The following is a 26,190-nucleotide window of genomic DNA, read 5'->3' on the forward strand; positions in this document are numbered from 1 at the left end:
GACCTCCATGGACGACATCAAGCGTGTCGCCTGGGCAGCCTGCAACACATTTCGCGGGCTGATCGACCCGGCCGAGTACAAGGACTACATCCTCATCATGCTGTTCCTGAAGTTCGTTTCGGACGTCTGGAAGCAGCACCTCGAAGAGAACATGCGCGAGCTGAAGGGCGACGACGTTCGCGTCCAGCGGCGGATGCAGCGCGAGCGCTTCGTGATGCCCGAGGGCTCGACCTTCGACGAGCTCTACGCTGCGCGCGATGCGGACAACATCGGCGAGCGCGTCGACATCGCGCTGGAGGCGATCGAGAACACCAACAAGGCCAAGCTCGGCGGCGTGTTTCGAAATGTCTCCTTCAACTCGCAGACCAAGTTGGGCGAGACCAAGGATCGCAACCGCCGGATCAAGAACCTGCTCGAGGATTTTGCCAAGCTCGACCTCCGGCCCGGCCATGTCGTCGAGGACGAGGCGATCGGCGAGGCCTACATCTATCTGATCGAGCGCTTCGCCTCGGAGGCCGGCAAGAAGGCTGGTGAATTCTACACGCCGCTGCAGGTCAGCCAGGTTCTCGCCAAGCTGGTGGCGCCGCTGCCCGGCGACCGCATCTGTGACCCGGCCTGCGGCTCCGGCTCACTGCTGATCGAGACGGCGTACGAAGTCGGCGGCAAGGACTTCGCCCTGTTCGGGCAGGAGGTGAACGGCGGCACCCATGCGCTCGCCAAGCTCAACATGTTCCTGCACGACATCGACGGCGCGCGGATCGAGTGGGGCGATACGCTCAACAACCCGCTGCTGATCGAGGACGACCACCTGATGGCGTTCGACGTCGTGGTGGCCAACCCGCCGTTCAGCCTCGACAAGTGGGGCGCCGAGAACGCGCCGAGCGATCGGTTCAAGCGCTGGACGCGCGGTATCCCGCCGAAAAGCACGGGCGACTGGGCGTTCATCACCCACATGGTCGAGACGGCGAAGCCGAAGCTCGGCCGCGTCGCCGTGGTGGTGCCGCACGGCGTGCTGTTCCGCGGCGGCGCCGAGGGCAAGATCCGCGAGGCGATGATCCGCGAGAACCTGCTCGATGCGGTGATCGGCCTGCCGTCGAACCTGTTCCAGTCGACCTCGATCCCGGTCGCCGTGCTGGTGTTCGACCGACGCCGCGAGAAGGGCGGCTCGCGCGCCAAGAGCACCGACGTGCTGTTCATCGACGCCAGCCGCGACTTCAAGCAGGCGAAGACCCAGAACATTCTGGAAGCCGCGCACACGGCGAAGATCATCGACACGTTCAAGGCCCGCATGGACGCCGACAAGTACGCGCGCGTGGTGCCCGCCGCCGAGATCGAGGAGAACGGCTTCAACCTCAACATCCCGCGCTACGTCGACACGTTCGAAGCCGAGGCCGAGATCGACGTGAAGGCCGTGCAGGCGGAGATCGATCAGCTCGAAGCCGAACTGGTCGAGGTCAAGAAACGGATGGCGGGGTATCTGCGGGAGCTCGGGGCGGATGCGTGATTCCAACCTAGAGCCGCCGACTGGCCGAGCCACTTGGCCGATTGTGCGGCTTGACGACGTCGCGAAGCGGGGTAGTGGGCATACACCCAGCCAGAGTCATCCGGAGTATTGGAATGGCGGAATATTCTGGGTCTCACTCGCTGACAGCAGCAGGCTTGATCGACACACTATCTTTGAGACTACGAAGAATATTTCTGATCTCGGAATCCATCACTCGTCCGCCGTTCTCCATCCCGCGGGAACGGTGATTGTCTGTCGCGACGCTGCGATTGGAAAGAGTGCTATTCTCGGAAGGGCAATGGCCGTTAGCCAGCATTTCATCTCGTGGCAGTGTGCTTCCAATGGTCCGTTGCATAACGAGTACCTGTACTACTGGCTTCAGAGCATGAAGCCGGTCTTTGAGAAGGTCGCGAATGGGTCGACCATTAAAACCATAGGGCTTGGCTTTTTCGAGAACCTGAAAGTCGCGCTTCCTCCGGCAACTCTGCAGCGCAGCATCGCCGATGTTTTGCGCACCTGGGACGCGGCTATCGATAAGACGGAGCGGCTGGTCGCTGCCCAAGCAGTTGCATACGAACACTTGTCGCACGCACTCTTGACCGGAAGGCGCCGTGTTGGCCGGCAGCGCTCTAACTGGCCGTCTGTCGCCCTGACCGACGTAACGCGCGAGGCGACGGCCCGCAATAAAGCGGGTCAACTCGACGCCGACGCCGTTATGGGCGTGAACAAGCTGCACGGCATGATTCCAATGAAGGATCATGTCCGGTCGGCCGATTTGTCGCGCTACAAGGTCGTCCGCCCCGGAGCGTTCGCATACAACCCAATGCGCCTCAATATCGGGTCCCTCGCGCAGAATGATCACGGACAGGATGTGCTCGTCAGCCCTGACTATGTGGCATTCGAGACGCGCCCAGATTTACTGCTGCCGGCGTACTTCGATCATCTCCGACGAACTCCGACGTGGAGCCGTTTCGTCAAACGCGCGGGTAGCGGTGGAGTCCGCATTCGGATCTACTACGAAGATCTCGCAGACTTCATTTTGGACCTGCCTCCGCTCGATGAGCAACAGCGCATCGTCGAAGTTCTGGACACCGGTCTCCGAGAGATTGCCATAATCGAACGTCAACGCGATGCCCTCGCCAAGCAGAAGCGCGGCCTCATGCAGAAGCTGCTGACGGGCGAGTGGACCGTGAAGATGCCCGAGTCGGAGGCGGCCGAGTGAGCACGTTCCGCGGCGGCGAGGTCCACACGTCTCAGCTCTCGGCGCTCCATCTGCTCCAGGCGATGACGCCGGGCTGGACGCTGCTGACGCAGGCCGAGGTCGACCGCGAGCGCCGCGGCCGCTTCGGCGGCGTGCTGCTGGAGGACATCCTCGCCGTACAGCTCGCGACGCTCAACCGCATCGAGCAGGACGGCCGCCGGCACCCGTTCTCCGAGGCCAATATCCGCACCGCGATCGAGCGGCTCCGCAGCCCGGAGCCGCTCGGCCTGATGACGCTGAACGAGAAGACCACCGATCTACTGCAGCTCGGCACGTCGCTCGACCAGACCATCGAGGGCGTGACCCGCGGGCGCTCGCTGCGCTACATCGACTGGGAGACGCCGGCGAACAACGCCTTCCATGCCGTCGCCGAGCTGGAGGTCGAAAAGTCCGGCAGCCACGAGACGCGCCGGCCCGACATCGTGCTGTTCGTCAACGGCATCCCGTTCGCCGTGATCGAGTGCAAGGCGCCGCATGTCGACCTCGGCGCGGCCGTCGCCCAGATCATCACCTATCAGCGCGCCGACGAGATCCCGCATTTGTTCCGTAGCGTGCAGCTCGTTCTCGCCGTCAAGCCGTCCGAGGCCAAATATGCGACCGTCGGCTCGGCAGCGAAATTCTGGGCCGTGTGGAAGGAGAAGGAGTTCGACGACGCGGCGGTGGCGCCGCTCGTCAATGCCCCGCTCGACGAAGCGCAGACCCGGCGCACCTTCGGCGACGGATTTGCCGAGGAGCAGGCGCCCTTCGAGGCCCGGCGCGAGGAGGGGCGCACGATCTGCGAGCAGGACCGCGTCATCCATGCGCTCTGCCGGCCCGATCGCCTGCTCGATCTCGCCCGCCGGTTCACCCTGTTCGATCTCGGCATCAAGAAGATCGCGCGCTATCAGCAGTTCTTCGCCGTTCGCAAGATCCTGAAGCGGGTGACCACCGAGCGCGACGCGAACGGCGCCCGGCGCGGCGGCGTCGTCTGGCACACGCAAGGGTCGGGCAAGTCGCTCACTATGGTGATGCTCGCGAAGGCGCTCGGCCTCGACGTCACCATCACCAACCGCCGCGTCGTGCTGGTGACGGACCGGATTGATCTCGACGTGCAGCTGCGCGACACGTTCGATGCCTGCGGCACTGATGTGATCCAGGCAAAGACCGGAACGCATCTGCTCGAACTGATTTCCCGCGATAAAGCGGCGATCGTCTCAACGGTCATCAACAAGTTCGAAGCAGCGGTCGCCAAAGGCGACTTCAAGGACGAGTCCACCGAGGTCTTCCTGCTGGTCGACGAGAGCCACCGTGGGCAATACGGCGCGATGCACACGCGCATGAAGCGCGTTTTCCCACGGGCCTGCTATATCGGCTTCACCGGCACCCCGCTGACAAAGAACGAGAAGAGCACGGCAGCACGGTTCGGCGGCATCATCGACGCCTACACAATCGACCAGGCTGTAAAGGACAAGGCCGTTCTGCCGCTGATCTACGAGGGCCGACAAGTCGTCCAGGAGGTCAATCGGGACGGCATCGACACCTGGTTCGGGCGGGTGACACGCAACTTGTCAGACCAGCAGTGCGCCGACCTGAAGCGGAAGCTCGCGCGCTACAGTGAAATCGCACAAGGCGACCAGACGCTCGCCGCGATCGCTTACGATATCGCCGAACACTTCACGAAATTCTGGAAAGGCACGCGCTGGAAGGCGCAGTTCGCTGTCCGCTCGCGCGCCGCTGCCGTCAAGTACTACGAAATCTTCAGGGAGATGGGGACCATCTTGGCTGAGGTCATCATGTCGGCGCCGGACGACCGTTCCACCGGTGACGATCCCGCCGAGGAAGTCACCGAGCCGGTTGTCCGATTCTGGAAGACGATGATGGCTAAGTACGGCGGCGAGGAGGAGTACAACCGCCAGATCACCGAGGGATTCAAGAAGCGGGAGGAGCCCGAGATTCTGATTGTGGTCTCGAAGCTCCTCACCGGCTTTGATGCCCCGGTGGACACCGTGCTCTACATCGACAAGGCGCTAACCGGGCACAATCTCCTCCAGGCCATTGCTCGCGTAAACCGCGTCGAGGAAGACAAGGAATACGGCTACATCGTCGACTATGCCGGCGTCCTTGGTGAGCTGGATACGGCCATGCGGACGTATTCGGCGCTGGCCGACTTCGATCCGGATGATCTCGATGTCGGCCATGCGATCATCGACGTGCACGCGCAGATCGCCCGGTTGCCGCAGGCACACGCAAATCTGATCAACCATTTCAAGGGTGTGGGGAAGCGACGCGACGAAGAGGCCTATGAGGTGTTCCTGGCCGACGAAGCGGTGCGCAAGGAGTTCTATGCGCTGCTCGCCGAATTCGCCCGGCTACTGGCGACAGCTCTCGCCACATCCGACTGGGTGAACGATCCGAAGAACGAAGCTCATGCCCGGCTGTACAAGGACGATCTTCGCCGCTTTCAGAAGCTCCGCACGGCGGTTCGAAATCGGTACCGAGAGGCGATCGACTTCGAGCAGTACGAGGCCCGTATCCGCAAGTTGCTCGACACCCATATCAGCGCCGACGCCGTCGAGGTCGTCACGGAGCCGGTCAACATCTTCGATACCGACGCCTTCGACCGTGCGGTGGACGAGCAGACGACGCCAGCCTCGAAAGCTGACCTTATCGCCAGCCAGACCAAGCGCACCATCACTGAACGCATGGAAGAAGATCCGGTCTTCTTCAAGAAGATCTCCGATCTTATCGCCGAGGCCATTTCAGAGCATCGAGCGAAGCGCCTCAGCGACAACGAGTACCTCAATAAGATCAGGGAGGCGGCCGAGCAGGTCCGGCGGCCGAAGCACGACGACGTGCCTACTGAGATTCGGTCGGACGAACATGCCGTGGCTGTGTTCAACTCCCTTCAGAACGCGATGAACGGCCCTGCAGATCTCCACGGGAGCAGTATTCGACCTGTTCTGGCCGCTGCTGCGCTGGAGTTGGTGTCGATCGTCAAAGCGCTGAAGGTCGTCAACTGGACCGAGAACGTTGATGTCCAGAACGCAATGCGGAACCGCATGGACGACTATTTCTTCGACGTTGTCAGGGACCAGCACAGCGTCGATCTCTCGCCTGAGCAGATCGACGCTCTTGTCGATGGCGTTCTGAAGATCGCCCGCGCGCGGATGGCATGAGGATGCGGGGGTCGGTTGCCTATGCGAATCAGCGGATCGACTATTCGGCGCGTCACTCCTCTCGCAAGACGCTGGAAATTACAGTTCATCCGGACGGCGCGGTCGAGATCGTCGCACCCGCGGGCATCGGCCAGCAGGTCATTGAGAAGCGGCTGATCCGGCGCGCCAGCTGGGTCCTTCAGCAGCGACGTTACTTCGAGCAATTTCTCCCTCGAACGCCGGCCCGGCGCTACGTTGGAGGTGAAACCCACCTTTATCTCGGCCGACAGTTTCGGCTAAAAGTGAGGGTAGCTGAGAGGAGCAGCGTTCGCCTTAAAGCCGGCTTCTTTGAAGTGGTGGTGGCCGGCCAACCCTCCCCTGAGTGCGTTCGGTCTCTGCTGGAGCAGTGGTATCGACGCCACGCAGATGAAAAGCTGAGCATGCGATTCGAGACTCTGCTGGCGAGGTTCCCCCACGTGGCAACTCAGCGGCTCAGTCTCGTCATTCGCCCCATGAAGCGACGGTGGGGGAGCCACTCAGCCAGAGGGCGGATCACGCTCAATCGTGACCTGATCCGCGCTCCACTGCCCTGTATCGACTACGTCATCGTCCATGAACTCGCCCATGCTCGCCATCCCAATCATGGTCGCGCCTTCTTCGAGTTAATGACCCAGATGATGCCCGATTGGGAAAGGCGAAAGCTTGCACTTGAGCGTATGCTCGCTTGATCGAGTGCTGTGCTATCGAAGAGAGGTCTACCGCGTCCTTTCAGAATCTAGAACGTCACGACCGTCACCTGCAGCCAAAGCTCGGTCTTTCCAGGATCGGCCCAGCTCAGACCGAAATGAAGATCGCCCTTCCCTGCGCTCGTGAAGACCACCGCCTTGCACAAGCGCGATTCCTGAGTGGGGTCGCTTGCCTTCGGGCTGCTCGGCTGCCCAGGCGGGTCGACGTAGTCCTCAATTTCGCCGATTCGGAGCAGCTTAAGACCAGTCAGCTGCGCACGGGGCGACTCCTCGATGACCTTCGCGATAAGCCGCCGAACGGGACTGCTATCGCAGCTTGGCATTTGGCCCACGCGGATATCTCCGGACTGCCCGATAATGAACTTGTAGCCGAAGAACACGATTACTCCGAGGGCTCCCAGGATGATCAGGTGTTTCTTGCCAAGATGTTTTTGCATGCCGCCCCCGAAGTAAGATCTTGCAGGAATTCAAGGAGGCCGGTGCGCAGTTGCTCGCGGCAGCTTCGCGCTGACATCGGCTTACGTGTGGAGCTTCGCGAGTTCGGAGGGAGATTAGAACTCGCTGATCGAGCGCTGCGCCAGCAGAAGGGGCGGCAGCGCGGGCTGCCGCCCCTTCTTTTCAGGTTGAAATGAAGCCTTTCGTTCTCGCGTCTCTCGCGTATGCCGTAAGCGACTTGTTCGGAACGAAATGACGGTCACGCTCGACCGGAAGTCCCAGAGGCCCCCGGAGAGCAGTCAGTTCAGCGAGGCTGACGTAACCCAACTCCGGGGATCCGAGGCCTAGATCACAGAGGCCGAATAGGCGATCCGGATCGTCGGGATCCACTTCGCTGATTAGCCAAGTCGCTGAACCATCAGGCGTGAACAGCTTGACGGCTGGACAATGATCCTTATCCTCGGCGAGGGCATTGACCAACAGCTGAACCCGGTCGGCGACCGTTAGTAGCCGATCGGCGCTCATGACTTCACCTTACCGACGCGTTTCGCCTTCTGAGCAGGTTTGGTGGACCTCCCGAGGGCCTGAGAAGCAGGCAGCGTGAGCTGCTGACGAACGGTGCCTTGCATGTTTGCGGTCGAAGACGGCGGGCGTCCACCGACGGTGGCATCATCAGCGATCATCAATGATGCATTGTAGACACGTTCGAAGTCGGCGTACCTCGCCCAGAGAGTGCGAGCGATATCGGTCGCGCCGGCTTCACTGAGCGCATCAATAACGGCCTCGAGGGTCATAAACTTGAATGCGACGCGACTTTCGTCACCGTCATCGATCAATGACGACTCGTAGACCCGAAAGGCGCTCTGGACCCGACGGTTGAGACGAGGTCCGATCGCGAGGAACACGGCGCGGCCTACTGATCCGTGGTCCACGGCGAGCTGCGCCAGCATATGCTCGCGCCACAACTGTTCGAGCCCCAGGGAGCGCAACAGCATGCAATCCGGGTCTCTGTAGAGGCGGCTCTGACGAGATGCTTCGTCATAGCGGTCTCGATGGCGCGCGGCTGGCCCGAGCATATCCTCGCTGTACTTGACCTCGACGAAGATGGAGCCCGGATCACCGTCAGGCATGATCACGTGAATGGCCACATCGAACGCTGTTCCGTCGTCCAGAAAGCGCGACTCCCTGCGGCCAGGCGAATGCTCGAACGAAATCCGCTCAACGCGATCCACGAAATCCGGGAAGAGCCGACGAAATACGGCAGTCGCGAGACCAATGTCGAGAGCCATGGGCCCAAACAGGTTGAAAACCAGAGGCATCGAACTAAGCGCATTGCCGAAGAGGCGCTCTTCGTCGATTGCGGCACCCTCCTCGCGCATCACCAGCTCATGTTGGACGAGCTTGTGGATCTGGGGAGAAATGAAGTTCTTTCCCGAACGGGCAGCCTCGGGGCCCAGGAGAGATCCGAGATCTGATGTGGTGACCACCTCAGAGTCGCGGCGGACGTGCACCCCGGTCGGAATCTTCTGATCTGCGAGCCAGAAAGCCTGCAGAAGGCGCGCGGCGCGACGGAAACGGCTGTCGATTTCGAAGTGGACGTTGTGCGCCTTGAGGATGGCATCCGGCACGAGCGGGCAGCGAGGCAACGAGAGCCGAGATGGGGCCTCGCCTTCCGGTGAAGCTTTTTTGTTCATTGAGGTCTCCTAACGGCGATATGCCACCAGGAGATTCAGCTTTAGGGCTGAGGAGATGACCTCTCCGCCGACGTAGAAAGATTCCGAGCGGCGATTGACTCGACTGAGCGCTTTGGTCGAACGACGCCGCGGAGTCACATCGGCGGGGCTTGCTGACTCGTCATCGCGGGCGCTGCGGACGCTTGCGGGCCTGTCTTGCCCGGAGATTTTCTACTTCCGATTGTATTTGTGGATATGGCCCGACGGCATCTAAGGCAATTAGTCCAGTAAGTGCGGGCGTCCAGATCTAGCCAGACGAGCCGAACTCTACAACATTTAGTACGCGCAAAATTGCATAGCGGGGCTGCGTGAGGAATGAGCCCTGAACTTTCTATATTATAAGGTAGGAAACGTGATTTCGGTCGGTCGTTGTGACTGACGGCGCTCCCTACAACTTATAGGAGCGCTCTATGCGTAACGTCAATGCACCAACTCCACCTGCCCTTCGCAACGACATGCCCTTGGAAGAGATCGCCCAGATCTCGGATCTAAAGAGCATGGCTCTGGCACTGTTTTTCAGCACCAGCCTCTCGCCGACGAGTTCCTTGGCCGTTTTTCTTGCGGCAAAGGTCAATTGTCCGGCCGCCGCCCCTTGGGGGACGAATGTTCAAGCTCGGCTTGCCGAGATGGTGAGCCGTGGCTCCAAGAAGCCGTGGCGTCGCAAACAGCCCGGCGTTCCCTTTGACACCCAGCCCAACCTCTTCATGGTTCTGGCTGACTTCGAAGCGGAGCTGAGCAAAGTCGCGGCCGAGAGCGACATCGATACTCAATCCGAGAATCAGTCGGCTTCCGCCGAGACTTAATCGGCCGCCCCCCCCCCGAGAAACGGCATGGTGCGACGGGCTTCAGCCCGTCGCACCACCGTCCGCTGCTTTCTGGAAGCGCACCGAAGCTTTTTGGAAGCACAACGGACGCCCTTCAGAACAGCGAGCGCCCGCCTCGCCGACATCTTGATTAGTCTCAATAAGATACGGCCGCGCCGTTCAGCGAAATGGACTGGGCCGACCTCCCCTAGGAGCGATTTGGAAATGAACGAGCTAACAGAGTACCTTAGCGATTTCAGCGACCCCGATGACCTCGCTCGCGAATTATTCGAAGCATGCTGCTTCGACCCGGATGACCCGGCTATCGCTCAACTGATGGCCCGTGCTGCCGCTGGACAGTGTGAGCATTCTCAACGGATCCGCGCCATGATGCCGCCGCCGTCAAAGAAGACGACGGCAGCGCACCGAGCAGCGGTACGCAAGTTCGAGCGCTTCCGGCATCTGAACCCGCTCACGCGGCCTTCTGCGTTCCACGCTTCTTCCGCGACCGAGATTGATCTTGAGACTGATACCAAAAATTCTCATCATCTTTGCCCGCAACGGCCAGCCTCACTGATCGAACCCGTTGATCATCGTCATCGCGGTGATTGGAAGGATGTCATTTCCTTCGAAACACAGAAGTGGGACATCACCTACATCACGCCGCACGGCCCCACGAAGCAAATCAATCCCTTCCGGAGCCCTGCCGTTCCGTCGCCCGCGATTCGCAGTTCCTTGTTGACGGGTGACGAAGTCGCCAATCTTTACGACGGTCTTTCGTTTGCGCTGTGGCGCTACGGTGTCGCGATGAACGCTCATATCGTCATCATCTGGTCGATGATGGGTATAAGCGAACAGGAAGCGTCGCGGCGGCTTGGCTGCTATTTGAACGAAGCCAAGAAGTGGTTGAAAGTTGGTCTGGGTCCGCGGCAGCGACTCTCGGCAAAGCAGCGCAACGGCGTTGAAGCGCACTATGCCTGGGTGCACGAGATCGACGAAGCCCGGGGTTTCCACAGTCATATCATGATGAACGTGCCGCCTGCATCGGCGAAGGAGTTCGAGGCGTGGTCTCGATCCTGTCTCACGAGGTACAACGGCAGGAACTTCGATTATAGCGCCTTTCGGTCCACCATCAGGCGAGACGCGCCAGCGAGCGCGGCCGCTGTCGCTCGGCATTGGTCGTGGTTTCGCTACATGACGAAGCAGCTCGATCCCGCGGCTGTCCACGCCGTCAAACATCGGACGCTCGGATTGTCGAGCTATCAAATGCGGGACGTCGTCAATCCGTGGCATCTTCGCGACCAGCTTCCCCTGACGGTGGGCAAGATCTCAGCGGTCTCGCATTCAATCGGTCGGACGGCACAGAAACGATACCGCTTCAGGTCGATGTTGTCGCGCGGCGAGTTTGATCGAATGTACAGCGGCGATGAATTGCTCGACCGAGATCGCCTGCAACTGATGTCATCGCTGAGTGTCGACGATCATAGCGACTATTGGGCTTAGAGTTGTCATAGAAGCGCGATACCTATCATTTGACACACTGTCGCCGGCGTCATGAACACCCTCGCTCCGAGTTTCATGAGGGCGGCGACGCAAATCACGCCAAGTGAGTAACAATCAGCCAGTCGTGACCGGTTTCGTCGCCAGTGAAATGATGACTCGTTCAGCACGAGGAGCGTTGAATGCCTGTCTGGCTTGCTCGGAGACCTATGTGTAAGCAGCGCACCGTCGCGCTCGTGATTAAGCGCCAGACGAAAATGAAAGGTTAGAGCTTTCAAATTGTGGTCGATGAATTGGCGTCGAAGAGTTGCTAACGTGCTAGTGCCCTTGGAGTGAATCCCGGAGAGTGTCGATGGAGCCAGCGCCCCAATCGTGGCGCATGCGATCGGCTATAAATGGGGCTGCGAGGTAGCTGCGCCCTAGATTCTACTACCATCTTGGTATGGTGTGCGGGTGATCTTACAGAAGCCGGAAATCGCCGCCGCCCTCATGAAACTCGGAGCGAGGGTGTTCATGACGCCGGCGACAACACAAGGTGTGCAAGACGTAAAACGTCAATCGAGCAGATCACACGATCTGAGACGCTGTCACACATACAAGGATCCCGCGCGCTTCATCGGACGCCCTAAGCTGGGCAAGAGCCCCTTGTCCAGTAATCGCCGCTTAGAGAAGGCGGCGATTCCGGAATGGAGAGCGGAGGCGAGATGGCAGGAGGTTTGATTAGCTATTGGTCGGCCAGGATTGCTCAGGGGGAGTGGTAGTGGGATCGGCCAGGGGGGCGGGTGGCTAGGGGTGGTAGTCTGCGGAGCGCAGACTACCAATCTATCTGTCTAAGGAAGGGGGGGGGGGGATGCTTATTTAGCGCGCCAACAAGAATTGCAATAGTGTTTCTGATCTCAAAATTGGCCCAGGGGTGGAGCGTTTTCAGCACTGGTCGAGCCACTCAGCTCAACGAGGAGATCTGTCGTTTCATGCTCGTTGACCGTAAGGTTGGACCGCATCAAAGATAGCTCATCTCCCCTGATAGATTGACGTTGTGGCCCTCAGTACGGCTGAACTTCAGCCAAATCTTCCGTAAGCCGATAGGCGCCGAACTTGCGGATATCGGCGAGGGCTATCTGAGGAATGCCGCACCGCGATTCGGCAACGATCTCCTCGGCGCGGCGCCTGTCGGTGGCGGAGCCGATCAGCGCCAGGAAATTCACTGTAAATCTTGCCGCAAAGGCCGGCTTGCCATGGCCCGGCAGATCGATCTCCAGCACATCGTGGCGTTCGGCGAAGTAGTCGATGTTGTAGCGCTACGACGATGTATCTGGGAGGCGCCATAAATCAGTAGCCGCGCGGCTTCCCGACTTGCCTTCATGCACATTTTGGGTGCGTAGGCCGTCTTAATGGCCGTGCTGAAGGCCGTCGATGAACGGGATCATCCGCCCGGGCGCAGCCGAGAACAGTGGGATGTCCGGCGGGTCAAGCCGGTGCTTGCGCAGCGGCGATACCGCTAGTCCGCGGTAGCGCCCGCTTCGGCCTTCTCGTTGACATGTCCGCCGGTAGTCGGATCCGCCCGCTCCCACGATTTGGTTGATGACAGATTCCAACCGCCTTTCCGCAGCTTCACGGTCGCTCCCCAAGCGCTAACGGTGGGCTGACCTCATTCGGACGATCAACCTCCTGGCTACGCCTGCCTATCCGCAACATTGAAGCAATCGCTCTGCCGCGATGTCAGCCAAATAGACGAAAGAGGCGATCGGGGCCATTCGAGGCGCGCTATCTGGCCGCAGCAGCTTCGCATCCTCCTGACCGAAAACGTGGTTTGGACGGCCGCCGCATTGGCCGCCTCTGCCAATAGCAATCCCAGCCATAAATGTTGCAATCGCGGAAGAAACACGCATCAATAGGTGCTTAGTCCACCCATTCGATCGGCAGGCAAAATTGGCGCAGTCCACCATCCACTCGTTGCGGCCAGCACTACTAGATTTCTGATGTAGTGCACCTTCAAGCGCGCCCGTCGCTGATGTTTTAAACGACAATTGGTTTCAATCATGCTTCTTGACTCAGCCAACATTCTCGACCGAAACGATTCGAGAGCTCGTTCGACGCAAATCCTTGTTGGTGTTTTAGATACCGCTGGGATCGCAGAGGGGAAGCTGTCTCTCAGTCACAAAAGCCTCGGCCGGCAGTACGCATCAGCGACCGAGTTTGTCGCAGAACAGAGTGACGAAACGATCGAGGAATGGCGGAGCCTGCTCGGCGGCACCCGAGATTTTGAAAGGCCGTTTGCCGGCCTATCGATCGTCATCGATGATGCATCGCCTGACACCTGCTTGACGCTGATTGCGCTCGCAAGACGGCTAAACGGCAAGCGGCTCGATGCTCGGTGGATTGAATACGCTTCACGCTGGGAGCGCGGATTCATCGACTCTGGTTGCCGGCCAGACGAGTCGTTTGGGGCACTTCTAAGTGCCCTTGGCCATGTCGAGTTGCAGGAGAGCGTAAACCGCAAGGCGGACGCTTCCTCCGAGGCCTTCGCGGCCGCATTGAGCTCGTGCGTTACATATGCAGAAGGCCTGATCGATCTGCGGCTATCACCAACGCGGCTGCCAAGGACTCTGGAAACCGCATCACACATCGTAGCCGAGCTTCATGATCGGGCGCATTCACGACTGGCTTATGAAGAAGCCGTCTATCGACGCCTCCGAGCAGCCGCAACGCGATTGCAGCTGGCGGTCCATCTGGCCGGAAGTCGCAGGAAAACGGTGGTCGACGCCATCCTATTCAGCGAACGAATTATCACCTCCAGCCTCAAGATTTTTGCTCGATCCGACGCCAGCACATTCACCGGTCACGGTTTCGCTTTTCAGGCGACATACAGGCCGGACCTTTCAATGTCCGGCAATGACTTCACCGTTTCCACCGATCCCCTCGCGAGCCTCGACCTCCGTGATCTCTGGATTGAACTTGAGCGGATCGAGGAAGAGCGTTGGCGCGAATTTGCTGCGCGGCCGAATGGCTTTGCTCGACCTCGCGGACAGTTAGGGGCGGGAAATAGAGTTCTTCCCAGCCACAGCGAACCATGGAGCAGGGCAGAACCTTGTCATCAGCCGTGGTATGAAGAAATGGGAAGGCGCTCGCTGCTCGCAGCACCCCGTGGCATCGAGTGGAATGGGCAGATCGTTCCAGGCACGCAACTGACATGGGCGGACGTCAAGGAGGCAATCTGGCGCGTTTACGCTCCAACCCTTGGTTTCAGATTGCGCCCGCTTCGTGGTGACGGTCCTGGGTTGAGACTGACCGACTCGCCGGAGGAGACTAAGCATCTCAGAGCTCGGCTGGTCGATGGGGTGGATCTCCATATCGTTCTCGCTGAACGAGTCAATTCGCTTCCTGACGACATCGCTCTCTGGACGCCGACTCTCACGGCTGCATGCGCAAGCTTCATCCAGACTGGCGAAAGTTCAATCGATTCCCTCGCTCCTGCTGACAGCTTCGATCTAGTTGAAGAGCGAGGAGGCATAGCAATCATCTCTGATCACGGCGCGATGTTCGTGCAGATGTCGATGGACGGCGGCTTCCCGGCGGAGGCGGCTGATGCAGCCGCGAAGCGGGTTGCCCGGAAGGTGAAATCGGCCATCGATATGGAACGTGAAATCGAACAACGACTCCGAGGGCTGGTGGAAGCAGCAATCGGAACGGGGTCGGAATCGTCGAAGCGAGAAGCGCTCAAAGCGCTGTTCGGGCGAAAGCTAATTGCACGACGCATCTGGCGGGAGACGCAGAACCTCGAACCGGATCCATTGGTACACCGTCTTCGGAGCCTTTGCGAGAGGCGCTGGCGCGCTCGGGAGCGCTTCGATGCGGCTATGGCTGAAATTGACGAGCTCGAACGCATGGTCGTTTCGAGCAGCGAGGTTCGCGCCAATTCCGTGTTGAATTATCTCGCGATGGTCGGCTTGCCATTTTCGCTTGCGGGGAATGTGCTTGGCGGGCTGATCATCTTGGATAACGGGAAGTTCGGCGGGATCGCACTTTCGGTACTCATTGGATACACGGCAATTGCGCTCATAGCGGGCCTTCTAATCTTCTTGTTCGCACGATTTCAGAATCGGCAATGGAGAATGCCGGACCAGGAAACGAACAAGACGTCATAATTACTCAGCCGATGACGTGCTCCACCTCGCATCGTCAGACTTACAAGCATCGGATATTCAGATGAAGATCATTCGTTCGAAGGGCCAGAGTTTCACAGCATTCTCCGGGAAGGACTTCGGCAGGGGGCTTCGCGTCTCGCGCGCGGGGCCATTGCACTTTGCCGGGGCCGAAATTCGTCCGGAAGGGATGCAGGAATTCGTCGCCGGCGACCCCGACCTCTTGATACGGCAAGTCGTATCGGCACTCGACAAGGTGATCCGGAAGCCGAGGAGGCAGAATCTGAGAAATTTCACGATCGATGCCTATGTCGATCGGACGATGTTGTCTCTGGAGCTGTGGAAGCGGATCGAGAAGAAGGTCGGTCCCCTAGGTTCGGGATCAAAGGAAGACGAGGAGGCGTTGGCCGAGTTGAAGGCCCGCTGGCACTGGAAGATCCATCCATACGCCGAACACGCGTACAGCCCGGCCAATCCCAGGGCAGACAGGAACGCCGATATCATCATCAAGTATGGAGACAAGCTGCTGACCAGCGATTCGTTTCGTGGACGGTGGCATCAGGCTCTTTGGCGAACCAATCCCGCCGGCGGGGCAGACTACGAGGCAACCGCCGAGGCAATCTGGTCACACCTCTTCGAATGCGAGCTGAAGATTTCCGGTGGGCCGCGGAGTACGGCTGATCCGCGCGAGGGGCTAATCCAACGCCGCGGACGGAATATCGTGTCCAGCACCAACGATCCGCGCGAGAGGGACGAGGAGACCGACACGCTCGACTTAGATGCAGCCGTTCCGCTCTATTTCGAGGCAGACGTTGCAGCTCGTATCTTCACTGCCGCAACGGCCTCTGTTCAACTTAACGCGGAATTTTCGCGGACCGATATCGGCCAACTCCTGTACGACCATTTTGGGCACGTGCTCTCCAAGACTCACCCGGGCAGCAAGGAGAGAGAGATTGTTTGGCAGCTGCATAACACGGTGCGCGGCTTCTACCAGGATATTGGCAGATCGGAGCGATTCACGCGAGCGATCCGCGAGGCCGATCAGAAGAAGGTGGGCGAGCTGCTGCCGCATCACAAGGCTCACCTTCTCGACATAATCCGCGCCAAATCGCAGAACGCCGATTTCAGCGCCTTGATTCGCCTCGGCAAGCTCATCGCTCACGCGAGCGACATCCCGCCCGACGCACCCGACTTGGCAACTGCGTTCACCGAACGCCTCGAATATCTGGCGACGAGTGATGGACAGAGCGAGATCAAGCGAAACGAGGCGTTCACGCGAGTTTGGCGAACATCCGTGGCGCTGTCACTTCGCACGCTCCAGGTTCTCGCACCCATCGACAGGAAGAAGCCACGTCCCACCGACTTCGATGAAGACCCTGCCGGCAAGCATTACGCTCGGGCAGCCGTCGATGATTTTGAAGCGAGCCGCTACCGCAATCTGACAGGCCTCATTTTCGGTGACAAGGTGATCCAAGCCGAATATCCGAAGGCTCGCAGAGATGTCCTTTTCTCTCAATCAGGCAACCCGAAGAAAGACAGCACCGCAAACCGCGAAATTCTTTGGGCGCTCCTACGCATCGCGGGGGAAATTCGGAATCGGACCAACCATTTCAACACCAAGGATCGCCTGCTCGCCGTGCTTGAAGGGGCGCCGGTAAGGGAGCTTCGGGATCACAACCAAGGCGTCCACAACAGAAGGGCCGAAGAAGTCCATCCCGACGCTATTGCCGCCTTCGGCAGTCTATTGGCGTTTGATATTGCTCTCCGCCGCCGAGTCGCTCTCGATGATCTCGAGCGGTTGAAGGTCAGAGAGTTTGTCGCTCCGAGCAAGATCGACGATCTCTACGCCGAGTTCGCCCAGACACCCGTCTCGGCCGAAATTTCGGCACCCAAGTTCATGTCGGTCTTGAGGCACGCCTCCGATCTGTGTCGTTCGGATGATGTCGGGGCTCCGGCGTGGCTAAGCCCGTTTGGCGCGCTCGATCTGAGCGGGTTGTCCAAAATCACGGAGGGTGCCAATCACTTCAAGGTCGGAGTGCTTCGGCAGCTCTATGGATCCGGGTTCGCAGCATGGCTAGGCAGCATTGCCGGCGACACCGAAATGCTGCGTGCATCCGTGCAGGAGGTGATCGCCTTCAAGCGACAGCGCTTCGAGGCCTTCTATGCCAAGGAGGCTGGCCATCAACGACACTACGCGATTGCGGAAAGTTTACTTAACGTCGAGCTACGAGGGGCTGAGGGTCTTTCCGAACTGTTGCGGCGACTGCAGACCGAGGCGATGGCCGATCATGCCATTCGTCGTACCTACCAGGCTAGGCCGGGAGGACAGCGCGAGCGGATGCGGATTGTCGAGCAGTTTCGTCTCGAACTGTTCATCCGACTATTCGGCCGCTATATCGAGACCTCGGGCCTAACCTGGCTCTGGGAAATCGGGGAGGCCCTCCCCCCTGACGAGCGCGACACTGCCGACAAGCTGGAAGAATTTCCCTGCCCCCCATGGCCGGACGAGATCAAACCGTGGCATGGGCAGTTTTATGTTTGGCTCTATCTGGTGCCGGTCGACGATGTGGCCCTGCTCCGCCACCAATTCAGGCGCACGCTGGCGCTTCAGAGCAGGACGAGCAGCGAGGTGCCGCGGACGCTTGCCGAACTAGACCGCTTGATGGGCCTGTACCTGTCCGTCAACGCAGCTGGGTTCAGTGGCCGCGAGCATATTGAAGGACTTGATGTCGGCAAGGTGTTCTACGAAAAGCCGGAACAGTTCGAGGCGGTCTACTCTGAAGCGAACGAGACACACCATCTGTCATTGCCCGGCACGCGTCGGGGATTGCGACAGATCCTGCGCATGGATCACCACGAGGCGCTGAAGGGCATCTTCGAAAAGCACAAGGTCACGTCCCAGGAAGTCGACGGCTTTGCAGCGTTGAAGACCGAGGATATTCACCGGCTGCTGGAGTCGAAGAACGAACTCGCCAAGCAGATCGTGGCGATGTCAAAGGAGAAGATGCCTGATGTCAGGAAATTGAAACCTGCCTCCGAAGCATACCGGGAGACAGTGGCAAGCCTTGCGCTGTACAATTTCCGGATTGCCGGCGCTCGGCTTGCCGAACATGCACGTCTTCATCAACTGATGATGCGGATCCTCGGACGGCTCGCGGATTTCAGCCTGATATGGGAGCGCGACCGCCAATACGTGTTTCTCGGTCTGCTGTTTCAGACCATCGGCGCGGATCATTTCGCCCTTAAGGTCGCAGCCGGTGATGCGATCGTTCTGAACTTACCGCCGCGGATGAAGGAGAAACTTGCGACCGCGTTCGAACAGCACGTGCAGTCCGGCCGAAAGGGTAACCGACGCGGCGCCATCAACGAAGACCAAGTCCGTGAAGGCATCCTGACGCTCTGGAGTCCCCAACAGGGCTACACGTTGGAGGGCGATGGGATCGAGCTTTGTCTGCTCGACGACTCGCAGCAGCAGCTCTTTATACGATACTTCGGCAGATCGGATGCCCAGAACATTCGCGATGTCGAAGCGCGGAATCGCCGAGTTGCAGACGGCATCAATCTTCCGCCGCAGAGACGGGGCGCGCCGGGCTTCCACCTCGGCAAGCGCCAGATCCGAAATGACCTTGCTCACTACAACGCCATCAGCGGAGGCCGGCGTCCGAACCTGACCTATCTGGTCAATGCTGTCCGTTCGCTGATGGGGCACGATCGGAAAATGAAGAATGCGGTGAGCAAAGCTGTGGCCGACATCGTCCGGGAGGAAGGGCTGGAGATCAGTTGGGACCTCGTCGGGGATCGGTTGAAGAGACCGGTCGTGGTGCCGGCTCTCGAAAGCCACCTGACAATGGTGAAACCGCGGGAGGACTTCGATCCTCGCTTCTGCATGCCGCAAGCTTCCGTGCGCTTCACCTCAATGGTGAAGGCCCTATTCGACTTCGATCCTGGCGGCTACCGCGCGCCCCTTCAACGCGACGGAGAAACGAAGAACCGAGGCGAGCTTCGGTATCCAGAGGCGCTTTTCCAGCTTCTGGTGCGCGAGCAGATCGAGATTCCTCGATCTATCCTGGAACAAGAATACCCAATTCTGCCTCAGAAATAACTAAGCACATGATACTATGATGTTATTTTCGAAGAGATAGGACGTAATGGATTTAGATACCGCACGATCCACCAGCATTTGGTCTGGTTCAGATTTGCCTGGATTTGTACCAGGGAAGTCAGCGTGCTACATGGGCGCGGTTCTGAATGACCGCTTCTTTCACAGCGGACTGCACCCAAGCGTGGGGGGATGGGGCTTTAGTGTTCTGAATGACCGCTTCTTTCACAGCGGACTGCACCCTCAAGGAGGGCCATAGGGGCCCTTTGGTCCTTGTTCGGAATGACCGCTTCTTTCACAGCGGACTGCACCCCTCAGCCGGTGGCTCGATTTAGTTCAGTGTTCGGAATGACCGCTTCTTTCACAGCGGATCAAACTAGTTGTGCGATCCCGCGATCCGTCCGCACATCCCTCTCCTCTTGGCCCAAGCAAGATTGGGCGCAGCCCGGTGCCGCGAAGGCATTTCCAGCCGCCTCAACATGCGCGACAAAACTGCAAATCTCTGGGAGAGCGTGACCTCGCAGGAAAGGCTTCAGGAAGCCTGGTACAAGGTTCAAGCCAATGATGGCAGCCCGGGCGGCGACGGCGTAACGCTGCAGGATTTCAAGACCGACCTCTTTGCCAACATCATGCAGTTGCGCGCCGAACTGCTCGGGGGGACCTACCGCAGCGGCCCTTTTCGGAAGGTGAGCATCCCGAAGAAGAAGCCGGGATATCGAATCCTGACGATCCCGTGCGTGCGCGATCGGGTCGTTCACACCAGCATCGGCAACGTGCTGACGCCTATTTTCGAGCCTCATTTCGAGAACGGTTCGTTCGCCTATCGAGCCGATCGCGGCGTGATCCACGCCGTGAGGCAGATTGAGAACTGGCGACAGCGCGGCTACTCGACCGTGATCGAAGCCGACATCGTCAGCTATTTCGACAACATCGACCAGGCAATCCTGCAGGACAAGATCAAGGCTATCATCAGTCATTTCCCCGGCGCGGCGGCAATACTCGGGCTGATCGCCGGCATGCTAAAGGAACAGGGCAATGCCCTGGGGACGCCGGGTCAGGGCATTGTCCAGGGATCTCCATTGTCACCCCTGCTCGCCAACATTTATCTCGACGCGCTGGACGAGGAGATGGATGGGGACGGTGTGAAGATCGTTCGATACGCTGACGACTTCGTCATACTCTGCAAGTCGGAAAAGAAGGCGGAGAAGGCGTTGGCGCGCTGCGTCGAGGTCATCGCGGCTCACAACCTGCGCCTCCACGAAGAGGCGACCCGCATCGTCAATTTTGACAAGGGATTTGACTTTGTCGGCTACCTCTTCCTGAAATCGCTCGCGCTCAAACAGAAGGACGAGCCCCTGGCGCCCCGTGGCAAGCCAGCGAAGTCCGAAGTGACCGACGAAGGCATCATCCAGTTGGAAGACAAGGGATCGCGCTTCGATCCCGGACGTCGGGTACTCTACGTGCTCGATCCAACCCATCGGCTGACGGTCCGCAATCGCAGTTTCTCGGTATCGCGAGAGGATGGTTCGGAGTTGATCTCGATCCCGAACCAGCGAATTGGCAGAATCGAAGTGGGTCCCATCCCAGAATTCGATCGACGTGTTGTGGATCTCGCAATCGACTGCGCCATCGACCTTTCGATTATCGACGGTTACGGCCAGACCAAGGGCGTCGTAATCGCCAACGAAGGCAAGCGAGCTACACTGCAATTAGCGCAGGCGAAAGCGCTGCTCGACCAGGACTTCCGCACCGCAATTTGCCGGCGGCTGGTCACGGCCCGCATTCGCAACCAGCGGACACAGTTGATGCGTCTGAATCGGGGGCAGGAGATTGACGCCGTGAGCGAAGCGCTCGTTGAAATGGGCCGCGCGCTGCGCAAGGTCGATTTGCAGGCCAGCGCCGAAGCGCTACGGGGGATTGAAGGGTCGACGACGGCGACGTATTGGCCAGCACTCGGCTTTCTGCTGCAGGGCGACAAACAGGCAGTTTTCCGTCGTAGCCGCCCGGCGCGGGACCCGGTGAACGCCGCCATCAACTACATGACGGCGATCCTGGAACGGGATATGCGCGCGGCCATCCAGTGCGCTGGACTGCACTCCGGCTTCGCCTTCCTGCACGGCAGCCGCGACCGTCACGACGGTCTGGTTTACGATTTGATGGAGCCCTCCGGGCTCCCCTGACCGAAGGCCTTGCCATCTATCTGTTCAATGCCCGACGCCTGCGGCTCGACATGTTTTGCAACGGAAGCAACCACCCGGTCGAAATCTCGGCGGAGGGGCGACGTGCCATCGTTCTCGGCTATGAAGCCGCTGTCGCGAAACGGATCAATCGTACCGACGGCGCGGGCAAGCTTGCCTGGCGCGCGATGATGCAACTGCAGGCCCGAAGCTTGGCGCATGCCGTGCTCAACGGGCAGCCGGCCCTGTTCGTCGCCTACCTCATGGAGCCGTGAATTTCATGTCCCGCGACACCATGCTCCGCGTGATTTGCTATGATGTTTCATCCGACGTTCGCCGTCGCAAGATTGCGCGGATCCTCGAAGATCGAGCGTCACGCGTGCAGTTTTCCGTTTTCGAAACACGTATGACCGGGGCTGCTCTGGCTCGGCTTGTGCGGGATGTTGAAGCCCATCTCGGAAAGGACGACAGCCTGCGAGTCTATTCCATCAGCACGACCAGCGAACGCCACTGCGATACCCGTGGCGGGTTACCGATCGAGCCACAGGGAGCGTATTGGCTGATGTGATTTCCGGGTTTGCATTGTTAAATCGGGTTCAGAAGGATCCAACCGATTGATTTTGCTATTTTTTTGTCGAACGGCGAGAAAGCACCTGCTTCGACGGTGGCTTCAGCGACGAAGATTGCATCGGGCTCCGAAACAGAGGGCGTTTGCGCTCGTGTACTCATGGCGTTACGTTCAGTAAGTTCGGCATGACCGCTTCTTTCGCAGCGGACTGCACCCTGTAAGCAAGGTGGGTTCAATGGTTGTTAGTTCGGCATGACCGCTTCTTTCGCAGCGGACTGCACCCTTTCTCCACAGGGGTTCGAGTTGCAACGTTCGGCATGACCGCTTCTTTCGCAGCGGACTGCACCTGAGGAAATGATTCGGTCCGCCGATAAGCTGTTCGGCATGACCGCTTCTTTCACAGCGGACTGCACCGCGGAGCCGCATTTGGCTCAGCGATCCTTCCTGGTCGACAGCAGCACAATCCTCTGGTACAGAAGGAGTCGCGGCAAAACTGATAAGCTATTGAATTTGCTTGGGGTTAATACTCAGGTCGACAATCCTTTCCTGGGCACCACTCGCCCAATGCCCTGAAGCTAATGCCGAGCCCGACGATTCTCACCGCAGGATCGGCGCCGCGCTCGCCTCGCGCCGGTCGCGGCGATAGGTTGAGCAGGCGATTCGAGGCCGGTTCCGGCTTCTCCTTCAACGTCCGAATTCAAATCTTAGGATTGGCCTGACCATGACGATCCGTCTGCATCGCGGCGATCTGCCGGATCTCGCGCGCTATACGACTTCGGTGGCGATCGACACCGAGACGATGGGGCTGCATCCGCATCGCGACCGATTGTGCGTGGTGCAATTGTCGAACGGCGACGGCAGCGCCGACGTCGTGCAGATCCCGCAGGGGCACACCGACGCGCCGCATCTGAAGAAGCTGCTCGGCGACCCGGCGATCGTGAAGATCTTCCATTTCGCGAGGTTCGACCTCGCCGCGCTCTACAACGCGCTCGGAGTGATGCCGCAGCCGGTCTACTGCACCAAGATCGCCTCGCGGCTGACCCGCACCTATACCGACCGCCATGGCCTGAAGGATCTGGTGCGCGAGCTGCTCAATGTCGATCTCTCCAAGCAGCAGCAATCCAGCGACTGGGGCGCGGACACGCTGAGCGACGCCCAGCTCGCTTACGCCGCCTCCGACGTGCTGCATCTGCACGCGCTGCGCGACAGACTCGACGTCATGCTGGCGCGGGAGAACCGCACCGAGTTGGCCCAGGCCTGCTTCGGATTCCTCCCGCACCGCGCCCGGCTCGACCTCGGCGGCTGGAGCGAAGAGGATATCTTCGCGCATTCTTGAGGAATTGGGGCCAGATTCGGTGGAAAGCTCTGCCCCGTTTCGGTCAAACTCCTCGTCCTGATGAACTTTTGATCGACCGGTCGCCCGGCATCCCTCGCCTGTCGAGGCGTTTGCGACTATCTGGGGTTGCTCCCTGCGCCGGACTTCTCCCCGGCCGGTCCCCCGATCCGGAGCGCGAGAGGAAGACAGCAGGGCTCGACGCCGGCCGATCCAGGCCGGGCTCGGCACCAGGCGGGAGCAGCGGTGGCTTCGGTTCAGGCGGCATCCTATCAGGCCGGCATGGAGGTGCGCTTCGCGGCTGCGGCGCGCCACAGCCGGCTGGTGCGAACGCTGCGGATCGCGGTGCCGCTGGTGGTGGCGCTGTCGATGGCCGCTATCATCGCGATCTCGCTCTTCAATCCGTTTCGCCTGCTGGCGAAACTGCCGCTCGAGGTCGGCGATCTGGTGGTGTCGGGGACCAAGATCACGATGGAATCGCCGCATCTTGCCGGCTTCACCAATGACGGCCGGCCCTATGAGATGTGGGCGCGATCGGCGACGCAGGATCTCACCAGTCAGGATCATGTCGACCTGCACACGCTGCGGGCCAAGGTGACGAGCGACGATCAATCGACCGTGCTGATCGAGGCCCGCGACGGCAAGTTCAACACCAAGGCTCAGCTCCTGAACCTGCAGAAGGACGTCTATTTGCGCACCTCGACCGGCAGCGAAGCCTGGATGACCCAGGCCGACATCGACATGGGCAAGGGCACGGTGGCGTCCGACGAGCCGGTCGACGTCAAATGGCTCGGCGGAACGTTGCGCGGCCAGCGGCTGCGGATTACCGAGAAAGGCGACATGATCCGATTCGAGGGCGGAGTGGTGATGAACCTGGACAACGCCAGGCTGCCCGGGTCCACGGAAGAGACCGATACGCCGGCGCAGCCGAGCCCGAAGGCCGAGCCGGCAGCGAGGCCGAAATCGTCGCAGGCCGGACCACGCCAACGTGAAGTGAACCGCCCATGACCGCAGCCGGCCATCCCAGCGTGCGCCGCATCCTTGCGATCGCCTGCGCCAGCGTTCTCACCGCCGCGCTCGCCTGCGGCAGCGCCGCCGCGCAGAGCGCGGTGCAGGGCGTGCCGAACGCGATGCAGGGCTTTTCGCAAAACCGCGAGCAGCCGATCCAGATCGAATCCGATACGCTGGAAGTCCGCGACAAGAAGAAGGAGGCGACCTTCGCCGGCAGCGTCAAGGTGATCCAGGGCGACACCACCATGACGTCGAAGAGCCTCGTGGTGTTCTACGATCAGGATCAGTCCGACGCCGCCGCGAAGCAGCAGGCCAAGCGCAAGACGATGCCGGCGGCGGCTCCCGGTCCGGGCGGCGCCTCGTCGATCCGCAGGCTCGAAGCCAAGGGCAATGTCGTCGTCACCCAGAAGGATCAGGTGGTGACCGGCGACAGCGCGGTGTTCGACACCAAGACCAATCTGGTCACGATGCTCGGCAACGTCGTGCTGACACAGGGCAAGAACGTGGTGCGCGGCGACCGGCTGCTGGTCGACATGACCACCGGCGTGTCACGGGTGGAATCCAACAGCGGCCGGGTGCAGGGGCTGTTTCAATCGTCGGGCAGCGGCTCCGGCGGGCCGCTCGGCATCGGACCGCCGGGCCAGAAGAAATGACAGCGCAACGGCTTCGAACAACGACGCGGCGCACAGCAGGGCCTGATCGGTAGCGGCATGGTGGATCTTCTCGGCATATTCCGTCGGCGCGCCCCGAAACAACCTTCGGGCTTCGGGCGCTCGCGCAGCGACATCACAGCGCTGCGCGACGACGTCGGCGATCTGCTGACGGCGCCGGTGCGCGACGCGCCGCCGGTCGCCCGTGCGGCCAGGCATGATGCGCCGCTGGCTCCGCCGACGCCTGCGCAGCCGCGTCCACGCCGGCCAGCCGCCACGCCGGGCCAGCACCGCGAGAGCCACAGTGGCTATCTGGCGGTGCATCGCATCGAGAAGAGTTTCGGCACGCGCAAGATCGTGCGCGGCGTCAGTATCTATGTCCGCCGCGGCGAGGCGGTCGGCCTGCTCGGCCCCAACGGCGCCGGCAAGACCACCGTGTTCTACATGATCACCGGCCTGATCAAGGCCGATCGCGGGGCGATCGAACTCGACGGCCACGACGTCACCAAGCTGCCTATGTATCAGCGCGCGCGCCTCGGCATCGGCTATCTGCCGCAGGAGGCCTCGATCTTCCGCGGACTCAATGTCGAGCAGAACATCCTCGCCGTGCTCGAAGCGGTCGAGCCGGACAAGCGCAAGCGCGAGGCCGAGCTCGACAATCTGCTGCACGAATTCAACATCGAGCGGCTGCGCAAGTCGCCCTCGATCGCGCTGTCGGGCGGCGAGCGCCGCCGCGTCGAAATCGCCCGCGCGCTGGCCAGCCGCCCCAACTACATGCTGCTCGACGAGCCGTTCGCCGGCATCGATCCGATCGCCGTCGGCGACATCCAGGATCTGGTTCGGCACCTGACCAACCGCGGTATCGGTGTACTGATCACAGACCACAACGTCCGCGAAACGCTCGGCCTCACCGACCGCGCTTACATCGTCTATGCGGGCGAGATTCTGACCGAGGGCAGCCCGGAAGAGATCGTCAACAATCCGGATGTACGCCGGCTTTACCTTGGCGAAGAATTCCGCCTGTAATCGATTGCAGTTTCGGCGCCGGCGCGGCATGCTTGCGCTGCCTTGCTCGCCCCCGCATCCGATGCTCC

19 protein-coding genes are annotated in these 26,190 nt (G+C 60.3%); 15 read left to right on the forward strand and 4 right to left on the reverse strand.

From position 1 onward, the window contains the following. The first annotated feature begins 7 nt into the window (after positions 1 to 7). From SR870_RS16960 to SR870_RS16975, 4 genes are read left to right on the forward strand one after another with little or no spacing between them, the layout of a single operon-like run. Positions 8 to 1,504, forward strand: coding sequence for a type I restriction-modification system subunit M (locus SR870_RS16960; RefSeq protein WP_322514709.1), 1,497 nt, complete (start codon positions 8 to 10; stop codon positions 1,502 to 1,504). Further along, a complete protein-coding gene (locus tag SR870_RS16965) occupies positions 1,497 to 2,726 on the forward strand; it encodes a restriction endonuclease subunit S (RefSeq protein ID WP_322514710.1) in 1,230 nt (409 codons plus the stop codon). The genes SR870_RS16960 and SR870_RS16965 overlap by 8 nt, the downstream gene beginning before the upstream one ends. Further along, on the forward strand, positions 2,723 to 5,920 hold the full coding sequence (locus SR870_RS16970) for an HsdR family type I site-specific deoxyribonuclease (RefSeq protein ID WP_322514711.1): 3,198 nt from the start codon (positions 2,723 to 2,725) through the stop codon (positions 5,918 to 5,920). The genes SR870_RS16965 and SR870_RS16970 overlap by 4 nt, the downstream gene beginning before the upstream one ends. A gap of 2 nt (positions 5,921 to 5,922) precedes the next feature. Beyond that, positions 5,923 to 6,627 (forward strand): SprT family zinc-dependent metalloprotease, encoded by a 705-nt coding sequence (locus SR870_RS16975; RefSeq protein ID WP_322514712.1) that lies wholly within the window; start codon positions 5,923 to 5,925, stop codon positions 6,625 to 6,627. A gap of 47 nt (positions 6,628 to 6,674) precedes the next feature. Here SR870_RS16975 and SR870_RS16980 read toward each other — a convergent pair whose 3' ends face one another. The 3 genes from SR870_RS16980 to SR870_RS16990 form a co-directional block, all read right to left on the reverse strand. Next, positions 6,675 to 7,082 carry a hypothetical protein gene (locus SR870_RS16980; RefSeq protein ID WP_322514713.1) on the reverse strand — a complete coding sequence of 136 codons (408 nt, stop codon included), beginning with the start codon at positions 7,080 to 7,082 and terminating at the stop codon, positions 6,675 to 6,677. A 181-nt stretch (positions 7,083 to 7,263) separates the two neighbouring features. Beyond that, entirely contained in the window at positions 7,264 to 7,605 is a 342-nt protein-coding gene (locus SR870_RS16985; protein ID WP_322514714.1) for a DUF2958 domain-containing protein, read from the reverse strand. After that, on the reverse strand, positions 7,602 to 8,774 hold the full coding sequence (locus tag SR870_RS16990; RefSeq protein ID WP_322514715.1) for a PGN_0703 family putative restriction endonuclease: 1,173 nt from the start codon (positions 8,772 to 8,774) through the stop codon (positions 7,602 to 7,604). The genes SR870_RS16985 and SR870_RS16990 overlap by 4 nt, the downstream gene beginning before the upstream one ends. Positions 8,775 to 9,223: 449 nt before the next feature. Here SR870_RS16990 and SR870_RS16995 point away from each other — a divergent pair, with 449 nt between their 5' ends. Together SR870_RS16995 and SR870_RS17000 are read left to right on the forward strand one after the other, a co-directional pair. Next, the gene (locus tag SR870_RS16995) at positions 9,224 to 9,616 is read left to right on the forward strand and encodes a hypothetical protein (RefSeq protein ID WP_322514716.1); all 393 of its coding nucleotides are present in this window, start codon (positions 9,224 to 9,226) and stop codon (positions 9,614 to 9,616) included. Positions 9,617 to 9,841: 225 nt separating this feature from the next. Next, on the forward strand, positions 9,842 to 11,119 hold the full coding sequence (locus tag SR870_RS17000; RefSeq protein ID WP_322514717.1) for a hypothetical protein: 1,278 nt from the start codon (positions 9,842 to 9,844) through the stop codon (positions 11,117 to 11,119). A 1,040-nt stretch (positions 11,120 to 12,159) separates the two neighbouring features. Here SR870_RS17000 and SR870_RS17005 read toward each other — a convergent pair. Further along, entirely contained in the window at positions 12,160 to 12,378 is a 219-nt protein-coding gene (locus SR870_RS17005; RefSeq protein WP_322514718.1) for a hypothetical protein, read from the reverse strand. Positions 12,379 to 13,155: 777 nt separating this feature from the next. Here SR870_RS17005 and SR870_RS17010 point away from each other — a divergent pair. From SR870_RS17010 to lptB, 9 genes are all read left to right on the forward strand, one after another. After that, complete coding sequence (locus tag SR870_RS17010) at positions 13,156 to 15,261, forward strand: hypothetical protein (protein WP_322514719.1); 2,106 nt, start codon at positions 13,156 to 13,158, stop codon at positions 15,259 to 15,261. A gap of 61 nt (positions 15,262 to 15,322) precedes the next feature. Beyond that, on the forward strand, positions 15,323 to 19,360 hold the full coding sequence (gene cas13a, locus SR870_RS17015; RefSeq protein ID WP_322514720.1) for a type VI-A CRISPR-associated RNA-guided ribonuclease Cas13a: 4,038 nt from the start codon (positions 15,323 to 15,325) through the stop codon (positions 19,358 to 19,360). Positions 19,361 to 19,836: 476 nt separating this feature from the next. Next, positions 19,837 to 21,537, forward strand: a complete 1,701-nt coding sequence (gene cas1, locus SR870_RS17020) for a CRISPR-associated endonuclease Cas1 (protein WP_322514721.1) — start codon at positions 19,837 to 19,839, stop codon at positions 21,535 to 21,537. Positions 21,538 to 21,587: 50 nt separating this feature from the next. Further along, complete coding sequence (locus SR870_RS17025; RefSeq protein WP_322514722.1) at positions 21,588 to 21,809, forward strand: hypothetical protein; 222 nt, start codon at positions 21,588 to 21,590, stop codon at positions 21,807 to 21,809. A gap of 5 nt (positions 21,810 to 21,814) precedes the next feature. Continuing rightward, complete coding sequence (cas2, locus tag SR870_RS17030; RefSeq protein ID WP_322514723.1) at positions 21,815 to 22,102, forward strand: CRISPR-associated endonuclease Cas2; 288 nt, start codon at positions 21,815 to 21,817, stop codon at positions 22,100 to 22,102. A gap of 721 nt (positions 22,103 to 22,823) precedes the next feature. Then, entirely contained in the window at positions 22,824 to 23,438 is a 615-nt protein-coding gene (locus SR870_RS17035; protein ID WP_322514724.1) for a ribonuclease D, read from the forward strand. Positions 23,439 to 23,717: 279 nt separating this feature from the next. Continuing rightward, positions 23,718 to 24,443, forward strand: coding sequence for an LPS export ABC transporter periplasmic protein LptC (gene lptC / locus SR870_RS17040; RefSeq protein ID WP_416221170.1), 726 nt, complete (start codon positions 23,718 to 23,720; stop codon positions 24,441 to 24,443). After that, complete coding sequence (locus SR870_RS17045) at positions 24,440 to 25,099, forward strand: LptA/OstA family protein (protein WP_322514726.1); 660 nt, start codon at positions 24,440 to 24,442, stop codon at positions 25,097 to 25,099. The genes lptC and SR870_RS17045 overlap by 4 nt, the downstream gene beginning before the upstream one ends. Before the next feature lie 57 nt (positions 25,100 to 25,156). Then, positions 25,157 to 26,122 (forward strand): LPS export ABC transporter ATP-binding protein, encoded by a 966-nt coding sequence (lptB, locus tag SR870_RS17050; RefSeq protein ID WP_322514727.1) that lies wholly within the window; start codon positions 25,157 to 25,159, stop codon positions 26,120 to 26,122. Positions 26,123 to 26,190 lie beyond the last annotated feature (68 nt).

The sequence above is a fragment of the Rhodopseudomonas palustris genome (assembly GCF_034479375.1).
Classification (GTDB): domain Bacteria; phylum Pseudomonadota; class Alphaproteobacteria; order Rhizobiales; family Xanthobacteraceae; genus Rhodopseudomonas; species Rhodopseudomonas palustris_M.